Origin of the sequence: Pseudomonas flavocrustae (genome assembly GCF_029872515.1) — a bacterium.
GTDB classification, from domain to species: Bacteria; Pseudomonadota; Gammaproteobacteria; order Pseudomonadales; family Pseudomonadaceae; genus Chryseomonas; species Chryseomonas aestiva.
Window position 1 is genome coordinate 219,551 of the sequence record NZ_JAPDIQ010000007.1, and the last position, 13,125, is coordinate 232,675.

Below are 13,125 nucleotides of genomic sequence, written 5' to 3' on the forward strand. Positions count from 1 at the left end.
CTGACTGCCCCTAGAGAAGGAACTCGCCCATGACGCTCGCCCATCCCGCCGGTCACTGGTATCTGGTGCAGACCAAGCCCAATCAGGAAGTCCGCGCCGAAGAAAACCTGAGCAGACAGGGTTACGTCTGCTTCCGGCCCCAGCGCGAGCGCAAGGCCTCCGGCAGAAGTCGCGCGAGCGGCAGCGAGTCGCTGTTCCCGGGGTATCTGTTCATTCAGCTCAACGACGTGAACGACAACTGGTACCCCATCCGCTCGACGCGCGGCGTCAATCGGATCGTCAGTTTCGGCACCCAGCCGACGGCCGTGAGCGAAGGCATCATCGACGACATCCGCCAGCGCCTCGCCGCGCTGGCGGAACCTGCACCCAGCCATCAGCCCGGTGAGACCGTGCGGGTGCAGTACAGCCAGGAGCTGGAAATGGACGCCGTGTTCCTGAGTGCCGATGGCAACGAGCGGGCCATCATCCTGCTGCGCATCCTGCAACGCGAACAACGGGTCAGCGTCGCTCTTGATCAACTGTCGGCAGTCGCCACCGTCAACCAGCGGCTGCGCGCCTGACCAAGAACTGTAAGGCCCTTTGGAGGAATTTGTTCATGCAATGCAAGACCACGGTCGTTACCGTCACCTACGGCAATCGCCTCGGCTATCTGGAGCAGCTGGTCACCCGCGCCCTGGCCGAACGCACCATTCACCAGGTCGTCGTGGTGAGCAATGCGGCCACGGTGTCGCTGGATAGCCTCGAAACCCGCTGGCCCGGTCAGGTCAAGGTGATCAACCTGAGCGAGAACACCGGTTCCGCCAACGGTTATGCCGTGGCCCTGGAAGCCGCCCTGGCCACCGATACCACCCATATCTGGATGATGGACGACGACAACGCGCCCCTGGGCGATGCCCTCGACGTGCTGCACCGTCGCCTCGACGAACTCGGCGCCATCCACGGTCGCGACAAGGTCGCCGTGCTCGGCTACCGGCCGACCCAGCAGGCCGATATCGCCCAGTGCATCCCGACCCGGATGATCACCCAGCCGCGTTCGAGCTACTTCGGCTTCCACGTGGCTCGCATACCCTACAAGATCTGGCGCCGCCTGCCCTGGGGCCGTCCGCGCGGTGGCCAGCCGGAAGCCCTAGTCGAGCTGCCCTTCGCCCCCTATGGCGGCATGCTCGCCCACCGCAGCCTCTATGAGCGCATCGGCCTGCCCCTGCGCGAGCTGGTGCTCTACTCCGACGACACCGAGTACACCTACCGCATCACCCAGGCCGGCGGAAAGCTGTTCATGGTCACCGAGGCGGAACTCGAAGAACTGGAGCACTCCTGGAACATCAAGGAAGGCACCAGCAACGTCTACCAGAACTACCTGCAGGCCGGCTCGGACTTCCGTGCCTACTACGCCGCGCGCAACCAGGCCTGGTTCGACAAGAACGTCTGGGCCAGCTCCCGGCCGATGTACAGCCTCAACCGCTACGTCTTCCACACCCTGCTCAAGTGGTTCGCCCGTGACGACAAGAGCCGTCAGCGCCTGGCGCTGATCCGGCAGGCGGTCCAGGACGGCGAAACCGGCGCGCTGGGGATAAACCGCAGCTATCCGCTATGAAACTGCTCTTTCTCAACAGCTTCTATCCGCCCCATGTGGGCGGTGGCGCGGAGCTCATCCTGCAACGCAGCGTGGAAGGCTTCCAGCAGCGCGGTCACGACGTGGCCGTGCTGGTGACCGGTCCCGAGCAGGGTGTGCGGCAGGAGACGGTGAACGACGTGCGCGTCTATCGCGCCGGGCTGAAGAATTTCTACTGGCCCCTGACCCAGCAGCGCCCCGGTCCGCTGGCGCGCTTCGGCTGGCACTTTCGCGACCAGTACAACAGCGCGATGCGGGCGCCCCTGCGCCAGGTGCTGCAACAGGAAAAGCCGGACCTGGTGGTGTGCCACAACCTGTCCGGCTGGTCGGTCGCGGCCTGGGACGAGATCCGCGCCAGCGGCGTCCCCATCGTGCAGGTGCTGCACGACATGTACCTGCTGTGCCCGAAGAACACCCTGTTCAAGAAGGGCCAGAGCTGCCAGAAACTCTGTGGCAGCTGCGCGGCCCTGCGCCGGCCCCACGCTGAGCAGTCCGCCAAGGTGGATGCCGTCGTCGGCGTCAGTCGCTACCTGCTGGATACCATCGTCAACAAGGGCTACTTCGGCGGCGTTCCGCGCCAGGTCATCCATAACGCCAGCCTGATCGCCGGCAGCAATGCCGAGACCGCGACCCCCAGTCCGGACGGCGTCGTCCGCTTCGGCTACATGGGCACCCTGTCGGAGAACAAGGGCGTGGGCTGGCTGATCGAGCAGTTCCAGCGGCTGTCGCTCAACGCGACCCTGACCATCGCCGGCAAGGGCCAGCTGGATTACGAAACCCAGCTCAAGGCCATGGCCGATCCGCAAAAGGTCAGCTTCGTCGGCTACCAGAAGCCCGAGGCCTTCTACCAGAACATCGACGTCTTCGTCGCGCCGTCGCTGTGGGCCGAGCCCTTCGGCATGGTCGCCGTCGAGGCCTGCGCCTTCCAGAAGCCGGTCATCGCCAGCCGCATGGGCGGCCTGCCGGAGATCGTCCGCGATGGCGTCAACGGCCTGCTCTGCAACCCTGACGACCGCGACTCCCTGGGCCGCGCCCTGCAGTGCCTGCATGACGATGCCGAGCTGCGCAAGCGACTGAGTCTGCTGAGTCGCACCGCGGTGGCCGACCTGCTGAGCATGGACACCATGCTCGACCAGTACCTGGCGCTCTTCGAGGACGTCCTGGGCAAGGCGCAACACGGCTCCGCCAAGCAGCTTCACGTACCTCACACACAGCTTTCCAACTGATCCACCCCAGGTCACGGCAACGGGCAGAATCATGATCATCGTCAATTCCCGCTTCATCACCCAGGATCTTCGCGGCGTCCAGCGCTTCGCGGAATGCATCTCGCTGGAGCTGGCGAAGCTGCGATCCGACCTGCGCTTCGTCGCGCCGCCCGGCGTCGTCAGGCCCGACGTGGCCAAGCGGCTGAACATCGAGATCATCGGCACCCGCCAGGGCCAGCGCTGGGAGCAATGGGACCTGCCGAACTGGCTGAAGAGCCAGGGCAGCCCCCTGCTGCTGTCGCTGTGCAGCACGGCGCCGCTGCTCTATACCAACCAGATCGCCACCCACCACGACATCAACTACGTGCGCTTTCCCGAGAGTTACTCGTGGAAATTCCGCACCTCGTACCGCTGCCTGATCCCCATGCTGCTCAAGCGCTCGAATGCCCTGATCACCGTGAGTGAATTCTCCCGGGACGAGATCTCGCGCTTCTATCGCTACCCGAGCGACTCGATCACGGTCGTACCCAATGCCGTCGCCGACGCCTTCACCCTGGCGCCGCGAATCGACAGCGCCGATACCCCCTATCTGCTGGCGGTGTCCTCGCCCAGCTACCACAAGAACTTCTCGCGGATGCTGGAAGCCTTCGCCGCCCTGCCGCGGGACCTCAAGGTCGAATTGCGTATCGTCGGCGACAGCCACGCCGTGTTCGGCCAGAGCGATCTGGCGACCCTGGCCGCCAGGGATCCGCGGGTCAAGCTGCTCGGCCGCATCGACGATGCCGAACTGGCGCGCCAGTATCGCCAGGCCACCGCCTTTGTCTTTCCGTCGCTCTACGAGGGGTTCGGCATCCCGCCCCTCGAAGCCCAGGCCTGCGGCTGCCCGGTGATCTCGGCCAATACCGCCTCCATGCCGGAAGTGCTGCAGGACAGCGTCCTCTATTTCGACCCCTACGAGACGGCCAGCATCACCCAGGCGATGCGCACCATCCTGCAGGACGCACCGCTCAGGGAGGCGCTCCGCGCCAAGGGCCTGGCCAACATCCAGCGCTTCAACTGGCAGACCTCGGCCAGCAAGGTCTCCGACCTGCTGGACAGCGCCCTGGCGAGCTCCTCGAAGACCACGGCCAGGGCCGCCTGAAACGACCACAGAACAATAATTCAGCGATCAAGAACTCATGGAAGAGACAAGCAACGCCATGGCAGGCCAGAGCCGCTCCTCGGTACCCCTGACGCTCGACAACGACACGAGAACGTCCGGGCGCGTCCTTCAGGTCGCTGAATGCCACCTACTGCAAGGCGGCTCGGACGACACCGCGGCAGCGACCGCGGAATGTCCGGATAACGCCGCTGCTTGCGAAACGCCTGCAACAGACACCGTCTTTGCACAAAGCCCAACCATCAAGTTGCACGAGCTCGACAGCCCTTCGGACAGCATCGAGATCACCCGGCTGCCCTGGGGATATGCAGTGACCAGAAAGACCCGCACTCCATGAATCAGCACCAGCACTTGATTTCATTTCACGCTTAAGGAAGACGACATGAAAATCGCCATCGTTCACGATTGGTTGGTAACCTTTGCTGGCGCCGAACGCGTGCTTGCCGAACTGCTCGACATCTGGCCGGAGGCGGACCTGTTCAGCGTGATCGACTTCCTCTCGGACGAGGATCGGGCGCAATTGCAGGGCAAGCAGGCGACCACCACCTTCATCCAGCGCCTGCCCCAGGCCAAGAAGCGCTATCAGACCTACCTGCCGCTGATGCCGCACGCCATCGAGCAACTCGACCTGTCCGGCTACGACCTGATCATCTCCAGCAGCCATGCGGTGGCCAAGGGCGTCCTGACCGGTCCGGACCAGCTGCACATCAGCTACGTCCACTCGCCCATCCGCTACGCCTGGGACCTGCAGCACCAGTACCTCAAGGAAGCCGGTCTCGACCGCGGCCTCAAGGGCAAGCTGGCGCGCGTCATCCTGCACTACGTCCGCATCTGGGATCAGCGCACCGCCGCTGGCGTGGACGCCTTCGTCGCCAATTCCCACTTCATCGCCCGGCGCATCAGCAAGGCCTATCGCCGCGAAGCCAAGGTCATCTATCCGCCGGTCGACATCAGTCGCTTCACCCCAAGCGGCGGCAAGGAGGACTTCTATCTCACGGCCTCGCGCATGGTGCCCTACAAGCGCATGCCGATGATCGTCGAAGCCTTCAGCTCGATGCCCGACAAGAAGCTGGTGGTGATCGGCGCCGGCCCCGAATTCGAGAAGGCCAAGGAAGTCGCCGGCCCCAACGTCACCATGCTGGGCTACCAGGACTTCGACTGCCTGCTGGATCACATGCGCCGGGCGCGGGCCTTCGTCTTTGCCGCCGAGGAAGATTTCGGCATCACCCCCATCGAAGCCCAGGCCTGCGGTACCCCCGTCATCGCCTATGGCCGGGGTGGCGTCCTGGAAACCGTGCGCGGCCTGGATACGCAACAGCCGACCGGCGTCTTCTATCCGGAGCAGACCGCTGCCTCGCTATGCGCCGCCGTGCGCCAGTTCGAGGCCCTGGAAACACCGATCAGCCAGCAGGCGTGCCGGCAGAATGCCGAGCGCTTCGCCACCAAGCGCTTCCGTCAGGAAATGCGCGCCTTCGTCGAAGCCCGGATCGCCGCCCTGCACCTGCCCGCCGACCTGGATCTGGACATCGTGACGCCCTTTCCCAGCAAGGGCCTGCAGCCGAGTTCGCTGAGCACGGCCTGATGGTTACTCCTTCACGTCCATGAATTCCCGCGCCCAGACTCGATACTCCTGCAGTGTCGAGTACTTGGTGGAGAGTTCCGATGCGGACAGGTCGGACGCGGTGATGTCGCGCTGCTCCCTGAGGCAATCATAGGTCGCCTTGATCGCCGCGAAGTAGGCGGCATGGCCGTTCACCACGACCCGCACCCCGGCCTTGGCCAGGCGGGCGTTGTCACGCAACTGGGGATTGCCGTAGGTCACCAGCATCACCGGCACGCTCAGGTGCTGGGTGATCTCTTCCAGGTGCGCGAAATCGCGAATGCCGACCATGCAGATACCGTCCGCGCCGGCGGCCTCGTAGGCCTTGGTGCGGGAGATGACTTCCGCGGTGCTCAATTCGGTGGCATTGGTCCGGGCAAAGATGCTCAGGGCTTCGTCGATACGGGCTTCCAGCGCGCCCTTGATCTTGCCGATGCCTTCCTCGACGCTCACCAGGTCGGTGGACTTGCGGCCATAGCCGGCCGGCAGCACGGTGTCCTCGATGGTCAGGGCAGCCACCCCGGCGCGTTCGAGCTCGGTGATGGTGCGCATCACGTTCAGCGCATTGCCGTAGCCATGATCGGCGTCGGCGATGATGGGCAGCCGGGCGACCCGACCGATGCGCGTGGCCTGCTCGACGAACTCGCTCAGGGTGATCAGGGCGAAGTCCGGCGCGGCCAGCACCTGCAGGGAAGCCACCGACCCGCCAAGGATGCCCATTTCGAAACCGAGATCATTGGCGATGCGCGCCGACATGGGATCGAAGACGGACGCCGTGTGGTAGCAACTGTCCGATTTCAGCAGGGATCTGAACGCTAGACGCAGCTTGTGCGGGGAGGTTGGCTTCATAGGATTTTCCTTCTGGGATATACCGAACAGACAATGTTAGCGCGACAAGTAGTGGTGACACGACCAGATGTCCGGCTTTGAGATAAATCGATTCATCAAGCTGACTCACGGTCACCGCTCGGCCTCACGCGCTTCAGCTACCGGAAGCCAGGGTCCGAATGTCGTCGAGCAAGGCTCAGCTGGCGCAGCCGGGCGCCGGAAATTTCGATACCCAAGTCTGCCTGGGCGAAGTGACAATAGTGGCCAGGCCCTGCCTTCCTGCCAATCCCGTCATTGCCTAATGCCATCATGCTTGCCGCCGACTTGCTAGACCGCTTCACCGCCCTGGATCTCTTTCTGACCCGGCATCAGCACCTGTGGCGGCCCAGACCCTTCGTCGAACGCGAACTGGCCTGGGAATCGAGCCATCCGGATCTGGCCCGCTGGCTGCGGGCCCGCAGTCTGGAAGCGGCCGAGGCGGCCCATAATACTCCCCAGCTGCTGGAAGCACCTGAACCCTTCCGCTCGCTGGCCGCCACCTCGCTGGCGCTGGGTCAGGTCGAGGAGCGCCAGGCGCAGCCCGGTCGCGATCGGCCTGGCAGGCAGGAAGTCGACGTGCCCGGACGCAAATGGCTGCAGATAGAAGCCTTCGCCCGCACGCTGGACTTTCAGCAACCCGTACAGCGCTGGGTCGACTGGTGTGCGGGCAAGGGCCACCTCGCCAGGCACCTGACCCATCAGGGTGCGCCGGCCGTCTGCCTGGAGGTCGATGCGGCTCTCGTCGAGGAGGGCGAAAGGCTCAGCCACCGGGCTCGAACCCCGGTGCACCATTATCAGGCCGATGTGCTCCAGCCGCTTGCAGGAGCACCGCTCGGCAGTCGCGACACCCCCGTCGCTCTGCACGCCTGCGGCGACCTGCACGTCCAGCTGCTCAGGGTGGCCGCGGAACGGGGCTGCCAGCAGCTGGCCCTGGCGCCCTGCTGCTATGACCGCATCGCCGCCGCGGCATATGGTCCGCTGTCGGTGCCGGCCAAGGCCTCGGCGCTGCGGCTGGACCGGGAAGCCCTGCGCCTGGCCCTCTGTGAAACCGTCACCGGCGGGCAGCGGGTGCGGCGGGACAGAGACCTGTCCATGGCCCGCCGGCTGGGATTCGATCTCCTGCAGCGCGAGATCAGGGGCTGCGATACCTATCTGAATACGCCGCCGCTGCCCAGCCACTGGCTGCGCCAGCCCTTCTCGGCCTTCGGTGCGGAACTGGCGCGGCGCAAGGGATTGCGGCTGCCCACCGGGATCGACTGGCCCCTCTGGGAACAACGGGGCTTCCAGCGGCTGGCAGAAGTTCGTAATCTCGAACTGCTGCCCGGTCTGTTTCGGCGTCCTCTGGAGCTCTGGCTGGTGCTGGACCAGGCGCTGTTCCTACAGGAGCAAGGTTACAGTGTGAGGTTGGGGACCTTCTGTCCCGCCAGTCTGACACCGCGAAACCTGCTGCTGACCGCGGAAAAACGCCGCTTGGTATAGGCCTACAGCCGCTCTACCCTGCACGTTTGTCGGAATCTGAGCGGAGGAGTGTAAAAAATACCTTTTGGTGATGGACTTCTCACAAAGTCTGCACAATAGTTAGGTTGCAATCTCGCAAAAAAAGCAGGAATAACAAAAATGCGCTACTACCTGCCCGTTTGGACCGGCGTTGCCGGTTGCCTCGTCTTCGCCCAAGCCCAGCTGCCCTGGCTTGCGGTGGCCTCCCTCCTTGTCAGCTGGTCGTTCCTGCTGTTCTCGCACGACAACACGAGAAACTCAGCCTGGCATTCCAAGATCTCCAGCCTCCCCGTCAATTCCCCCCTGAGTTTTCAGTCCCACCATCGCCATTGAGGCGTGTTTCAGGCCAGGGACTGGCCTACACCCGACCTGACCGGTCTGGCTGTCTCATTGTTTGGCGAACCAGCTCACAACTTCCGCATCCCGCATTAAAGTCCGACGGAACGTTTTACTCCCTCCCGCTGCCCGGGCAAGCCACTCATCGCACCCTGATGCGAGAGAAGTGTGCCAGCCGTCCGCCCGCGTTGTGACGCACTCCGCCCTTCTTCACTTCCCTCCCCCCGTCGCAGACCGACTGGCGTGCTATTTGCCCTGATTTGGGGCAACTCGACAGCGTCGTCCGGCCTTTCTACCGTGTGAACCTCTTAATCAGTGCCGAGTCCTAACGTCGCTACAGCCATCATGGCATTTAGCGATCGGTGGTCAGTCATCGGTCCTAGAGCGCCATAGTGAACATTTCATACGCTGGTAGCTGCCTCGCCCAGTTGAAAGTTCGTGCACGGTATACGCACAAGGATGGAACCATGAATTTGAAAGAACGCGGCATTTTGCATACGAATTCCTCGGCAATCTCGCTCGCACACCGCCTGCTCGATCTCGCCGTGATCACGCTGAGCGCCTACGTGGCAGGCACCTGGGCGTCGGACACCGGCATGCGTCCCGAGCATTGGGTCGTCATCTTCCTGTCCTTGCTGATCTTCCACTTCCTCACCGAGCTGAACCACGTCTATGGTTCCTGGCGCGGCGAGCGCATCACCGATGAACTGCTCAAGATCGCCACCTACTGGGTGCTGACCTTCGCGACCGTGTTCATGGTGGACTACTTCTTCTTCGATCAGTCCTATCTGACGCCTGGCGTGATGCAGGGCTGGCTGGGTCTGACGCTGGGCACCCTGTGCGGCTATCGCGTGCTGCTGCGCTCGATCATGCACTCCCTGCGCAAGGCTGGCATCAATACCCGCAATGTCGCCATCGCCGGCAACGGCATGGTTGCCCAGCGCCTGGCGCACACCATCAGCACGGCGCCCTGGATGGGCCTGCGCATTGCCGGCTTCTATAGCGACAACCAGGATACCGGTGAGGAAGGCGTGCCCAGCCCGGCGCTGAATGGCGGCCTCGACCAACTCATGCAGGACGTCCGCTCCGGCCTGGTCGACAAGGTCTACATCACCCTGGGCATGGCCGATCAGAGCAAGATCAACTGGCTGGTCCAGGAGCTGAGCGACACCACGGCTTCGGTGTACATCATCCCGGACATCTTCATGTTCCACCTGCTGCACGCCCGCAGCGAAAGCCTGGACGGCCTGCCCAGCATCAGCATCTTCGATACCCCGATGGATGGCGCCAGCCATATCGTCAAACGTATCGAGGACATCGTGCTGGCTTCGATCATCCTCGCCATGATCTCCCTGCCCATGCTGGCCATCGCCATCGGCATCAAGATCACCTCGCCCGGTCCGATCTTCTTCAAGCAGAAGCGCTACGGCATGGATGGCAAGCCGATCGAAGTGTGGAAATTCCGCAGCATGAAGGTCATGGAAAACGGCGCCAAGGTCACCCAGGCCACCAAGAATGACTCCCGGATCACCCCGTTTGGTGCATTTTTACGACGTACGTCTCTCGATGAATTGCCTCAATTCATTAATGTACTCCGCGGCGAAATGTCCATCGTCGGTCCCCGCCCCCATGCCGTCGCTCACAACGAGCAGTACCGCAAGCTGGTGCAGGGCTACATGCTCCGCCACAAGATGAAGCCCGGCATTACCGGCTGGGCTCAGGTCAACGGCTGGCGCGGCGAGACCGACACCCTGGACAAGATGCAGAAACGCGTCGAGTTCGATCTGGACTACATCCACCACTGGTCCTTCTGGTGGGACGTCAAGATCATCTTCCTCACGCTGTTCAAAGGCTTCATCAATAAGAACGCATACTGAGTCTGGCCGGGGCCGCTGGCCCCACTGCTCAGCACGACGATCTGGAGCCTGGACTCCTGACTCTAATTACATCGGCAGCGAGCAACTCCCAAGGGGATTGCTGGGCTATCTGCCGTCGATACCTGTTGTCCGGACAACAGGAAGGTTGTGAAGAATGATCAAGTCGATATTGGTTGTATGCGAAGGGAACATCTGCCGTAGCCCGGTCGCAGAGGCACTACTGGCCAAGGCCTTGCAAGGCCGTGACGTCCAGGTCGGCTCGGCCGGCATCAGGGCGCTGGTCGGCCACGGCATCGAGAAGACCGCTCAGGAGGTACTACTACGGGAGAACGGCATCGATTTCACGACCCACAAAGCTCGCCAGGCGGATGCAGAGATGCTGCGCAAGGCGGATTTGATTTTGACCATGGAAGAGTTCCACTCACGCTCCGTCGAAAGTATTGCTCCTGAAGTCAGGGGTAAGGTTTTTCTGATCGGGAAATGGTTGAGCAATCAAGAAGTACCAGACCCTTATCGCCTTTCTAAAGAGATGTTTCAAAATGTCCAAATACTTTTGACGCGCTGTGTAGACAGTTGGCTTCCATACATCAAATAGGGAAGAAGGAATTTCATGACCACGATGCCTCGCTTTACTCCCGAAGTTAAGAATGAGTCGGATATCAACTTCTCCGCACTCTTCGGTATGTTGATCGATTACAAATGGCAACTCCTGTCGGTAATCGGCATTTTCGCTGCGCTCGGTATCGGCTATGCCATCCTGGCCACGCCGATGTATTCGTCCAACGCCATGATCCAGATCGAAATGGAGAAGAAGGGCGTTACCCGACTGACCGATCAGTCCACCGGCATGCCGCCGCCCATGCCCGAGGCGGTGACCGAGATCGAGCTGCTCAAGTCGCGCTCCGTGATCGGCAAGGCGATCGAGAACCTCAAGCTGGATATCGAGGTCAAGCCGCGCTACTTCCCGCTGATCGGCAACTTCGTCGCGCGTCGTTTCGATCCGCAGAATGAAACTGACGTCGCCTCTCCCCTGCTCGGCCTGAACAGCTTTGCCTGGGGCGGCGAGAAGCTGGTCATCGACCAGCTGGAAGTACCGGACAGCAACCTCGACAAGCCGATGAAGCTGAAGGTCGAGGACAACCAGAACTTCACCGTCTTCAATGCCGACGACGAAGTGGTACTGCACGGTGGCCTCGGCCAGCCGGTGAGCAATGCCGGGTACCAGATCAAGGTGACTACGCTGCAGGCTCGCCCTGGCACCGAATTCACCATCATGAAGAAGCGTTTTTCCAAGACCATCCAGGAATACCAGGGTCGCATCGTCGCCGGTGAGCGCGGCAAGATGTCGGGCATCATCGGTGTCGGTCTGCAGGACGCGGATCCGCTGAAGGCCCAGGCCATCGTCCAGGAAGTCGCGGACATCTACGTGCAGCAGAACATCGATCGCAACGCCGCCGAGTCCACCCAGAGTCTGGAATTCCTGCGTGCCCAGATCCCGGTCGTGAAATCCGACCTGGAAAAGGCCCAGTCCGCGCTGAACTACTACCAGACCAACAAGAAGTCGGTCGATATCGACAGCGAGACCAAGGGTGTCCTGGAACAGACCGTTGCCCTGGACAACCAGATCTCCGAGCTGAACCTGAAGCGCACCGAGATGGATCGCAAGTTCACTCGCCAGCACCCGGCCTACCAGGCGCTGATGAGCCAGCTGGGCCAACTCCAGGCCGAGCGCGCCAAGCTGCAGAAGCGCGTCGAAGTGCTGCCGGAAACCCAGCAGGAACTGCTGCGTCTGAACCGTGACATCGAGGTGACCGGCCAGACCTATGCGCTGATGCTGAACAAGGCTCAGGAACTGGAAGTCATTCGCGCCGGTACCGTGGGCAGCGTCCGCATCATCGACAACGCCAACGCCAACGTCGACGATCCGTCCGCGCCCAACAAGCCGCTGATCATCGCCGTCGCCATCATCCTCGGCGGCATCGTCGGCCTGGCCATCGTCTACACCCGTCATACCCTGCGTCGCGGTGTCGAGACCCCGGAAGCCATCGAGCAGATCGGTCTGCCGGTCTACGCCTCGATCCCCTACAGCAAGAACCAGGCGGACACCACCAAGGTACTGGGCACCAAGCAGCCGGGCGAATCCTCGCTGACCGCCATTACCCATCCGACCGATCTGAGCACCGAGGCGCTGCGCAGCCTGCGTACCAGCCTGCACTTCGCCATGATCGAGGCCAAGAACAACATCCTGATGATCTCCGGTCCCAGCCCGGGCGTCGGCAAGTCCTTCGTGTCCTCGAACCTGGCCGCGGTGATCGCCGAGTCCGGCCAGCGCGTCCTGCTGATCGACGGCGACATGCGCAAGGGCTATCTGCACAAGCTGATGAACACCAAGCAGCAGGACGGTCTGTCCGATCTGCTGAGTGGCCGCATCGCCCTGAACGACGCCATCAAGAAGACCGAAGTCGGCAGCCTGGATTTCGTCTCCTGCGGCCAGTTCCCGCCGAATCCGTCGGAACTGCTGATGAGCCTTCGCTTCACCACCGTGCTGAAGAAATTCAGCGAGCTGTACGACATCGTGATCATCGACACCCCGCCGATCCTGGCGGTGACCGAGGCCGGCATCATCGGCAGCCACGCCGGTACCAGCCTGATCGTCGCACGTTTCGGCGTGAACAGTGTCAAGGAGCTTGAGGCGACCAAGCGCCGCTTCGACCTCAACGGCATTCCGCTCAAGGGCGTGATCTTCAACGCCGTCGAACGCAAGGCCAGTAACTACGGCTCCTATGGCAACTACCACTACTCCTACGAGCAGGACGCCAAGAGCTGATGCACGACCCCGGCTGGACGGCCTGAGCGCCGTCCAGCCAATCCCTTCAGGGATCGCGGCAGTATTCGTACAGGCGCATCGAACAAGAAACTACCTCACACAGCGATTTCGAAGGGTTCGCTCCTGAACCCGGCCACGCTTGGCA

Annotated in this window: 12 protein-coding genes; 11 read left to right on the forward strand and 1 reads right to left on the reverse strand. The window is 62.5% G+C overall.

Going from position 1 to position 13,125, the window contains the following annotated elements:
- The first annotated feature begins 29 nt into the window (after positions 1-29).
- The 6 genes from rfaH to OMP44_RS16920 are packed head-to-tail and all read left to right on the forward strand — an operon-like array spanning position 30 to position 5,558.
- Entirely contained in the window at positions 30-560 is a 531-nt protein-coding gene (gene rfaH / locus OMP44_RS16895) for a transcription/translation regulatory transformer protein RfaH (protein ID WP_133860432.1), read from the forward strand.
- Between the two features lie 35 nt (positions 561-595).
- Positions 596-1,594 carry a glycosyltransferase gene (locus tag OMP44_RS16900; protein WP_133860431.1) on the forward strand — a complete coding sequence of 333 codons (999 nt, stop codon included), beginning with the start codon at positions 596-598 and terminating at the stop codon, positions 1,592-1,594.
- Entirely contained in the window at positions 1,591-2,838 is a 1,248-nt protein-coding gene (locus OMP44_RS16905) for a glycosyltransferase family 4 protein (protein ID WP_187980885.1), read from the forward strand. The genes OMP44_RS16900 and OMP44_RS16905 overlap by 4 nt, the downstream gene beginning before the upstream one ends.
- A 31-nt stretch (positions 2,839-2,869) precedes the next feature.
- On the forward strand, positions 2,870-3,958 hold the full coding sequence (locus OMP44_RS16910; RefSeq protein ID WP_133860429.1) for a glycosyltransferase family 4 protein: 1,089 nt from the start codon (positions 2,870-2,872) through the stop codon (positions 3,956-3,958).
- Positions 3,959-3,995: 37 nt separating this feature from the next.
- On the forward strand, positions 3,996-4,313 hold the full coding sequence (locus OMP44_RS16915) for a hypothetical protein (RefSeq protein WP_133860428.1): 318 nt from the start codon (positions 3,996-3,998) through the stop codon (positions 4,311-4,313).
- A gap of 45 nt (positions 4,314-4,358) precedes the next feature.
- The gene (locus OMP44_RS16920; protein ID WP_187980883.1) at positions 4,359-5,558 is read left to right on the forward strand and encodes a glycosyltransferase family 4 protein; all 1,200 of its coding nucleotides are present in this window, start codon (positions 4,359-4,361) and stop codon (positions 5,556-5,558) included.
- Between the two features lie 3 nt (positions 5,559-5,561).
- Here the strand turns inward: OMP44_RS16920 and OMP44_RS16925 are convergent, their stop codons facing one another.
- The gene (locus OMP44_RS16925) at positions 5,562-6,425 is read right to left on the reverse strand and encodes an isocitrate lyase/PEP mutase family protein (RefSeq protein ID WP_133860426.1); all 864 of its coding nucleotides are present in this window, start codon (positions 6,423-6,425) and stop codon (positions 5,562-5,564) included.
- Positions 6,426-6,713: 288 nt separating this feature from the next.
- Here OMP44_RS16925 and OMP44_RS16930 point away from each other — a divergent pair, with 288 nt between their 5' ends.
- The 5 genes from OMP44_RS16930 to OMP44_RS16950 all read left to right on the forward strand — a co-directional run bounded on the left by OMP44_RS16930 (position 6,714) and on the right by OMP44_RS16950 (position 12,980).
- Positions 6,714-7,922: a methyltransferase gene (locus tag OMP44_RS16930; protein WP_187980882.1), complete on the forward strand. Its 1,209-nt coding sequence runs from the start codon at positions 6,714-6,716 to the stop codon at positions 7,920-7,922.
- A gap of 138 nt (positions 7,923-8,060) precedes the next feature.
- Positions 8,061-8,273, forward strand: a complete 213-nt coding sequence (locus OMP44_RS16935; protein WP_133860424.1) for a hypothetical protein — start codon at positions 8,061-8,063, stop codon at positions 8,271-8,273.
- 470 nt (positions 8,274-8,743) lie between these two features.
- Positions 8,744-10,153 (forward strand): undecaprenyl-phosphate glucose phosphotransferase, encoded by a 1,410-nt coding sequence (locus OMP44_RS16940; RefSeq protein ID WP_133860423.1) that lies wholly within the window; start codon positions 8,744-8,746, stop codon positions 10,151-10,153.
- Between the two features lie 154 nt (positions 10,154-10,307).
- Positions 10,308-10,748, forward strand: a complete 441-nt coding sequence (locus tag OMP44_RS16945; RefSeq protein ID WP_280309864.1) for a low molecular weight protein-tyrosine-phosphatase — start codon at positions 10,308-10,310, stop codon at positions 10,746-10,748.
- A 15-nt stretch (positions 10,749-10,763) separates the two neighbouring features.
- Positions 10,764-12,980 carry a polysaccharide biosynthesis tyrosine autokinase gene (locus OMP44_RS16950; RefSeq protein ID WP_133860421.1) on the forward strand — a complete coding sequence of 739 codons (2,217 nt, stop codon included), beginning with the start codon at positions 10,764-10,766 and terminating at the stop codon, positions 12,978-12,980.
- Positions 12,981-13,125 lie beyond the last annotated feature (145 nt).

What these genes read in the sequence shown, in the direction of transcription:
- rfaH (WP_133860432.1), top strand. Translation starts at nt 30, where the DNA reads ATGACGCTCGCCCATCCCGCCGGTCACTGGTATCTGGTGCAGACCAAG.
- OMP44_RS16900 (WP_133860431.1), top strand. Translation starts at nt 596, where the DNA reads ATGCAATGCAAGACCACGGTCGTTACCGTCACCTACGGCAATCGCCTC.
- OMP44_RS16905 (WP_187980885.1), top strand. Translation starts at nt 1,591, where the DNA reads ATGAAACTGCTCTTTCTCAACAGCTTCTATCCGCCCCATGTGGGCGGT.
- OMP44_RS16910 (WP_133860429.1), top strand. Translation starts at nt 2,870, where the DNA reads ATGATCATCGTCAATTCCCGCTTCATCACCCAGGATCTTCGCGGCGTC.
- OMP44_RS16915 (WP_133860428.1), top strand. Translation starts at nt 3,996, where the DNA reads ATGGAAGAGACAAGCAACGCCATGGCAGGCCAGAGCCGCTCCTCGGTA.
- OMP44_RS16920 (WP_187980883.1), top strand. Translation starts at nt 4,359, where the DNA reads ATGAAAATCGCCATCGTTCACGATTGGTTGGTAACCTTTGCTGGCGCC.
- OMP44_RS16925 (WP_133860426.1), bottom strand. Translation starts at nt 6,425, where the DNA reads ATGAAGCCAACCTCCCCGCACAAGCTGCGTCTAGCGTTCAGATCCCTG.
- OMP44_RS16930 (WP_187980882.1), top strand. Translation starts at nt 6,714, where the DNA reads ATGCTTGCCGCCGACTTGCTAGACCGCTTCACCGCCCTGGATCTCTTT.
- OMP44_RS16935 (WP_133860424.1), top strand. Translation starts at nt 8,061, where the DNA reads ATGCGCTACTACCTGCCCGTTTGGACCGGCGTTGCCGGTTGCCTCGTC.
- OMP44_RS16940 (WP_133860423.1), top strand. Translation starts at nt 8,744, where the DNA reads ATGAATTTGAAAGAACGCGGCATTTTGCATACGAATTCCTCGGCAATC.
- OMP44_RS16945 (WP_280309864.1), top strand. Translation starts at nt 10,308, where the DNA reads ATGATCAAGTCGATATTGGTTGTATGCGAAGGGAACATCTGCCGTAGC.
- OMP44_RS16950 (WP_133860421.1), top strand. Translation starts at nt 10,764, where the DNA reads ATGACCACGATGCCTCGCTTTACTCCCGAAGTTAAGAATGAGTCGGAT.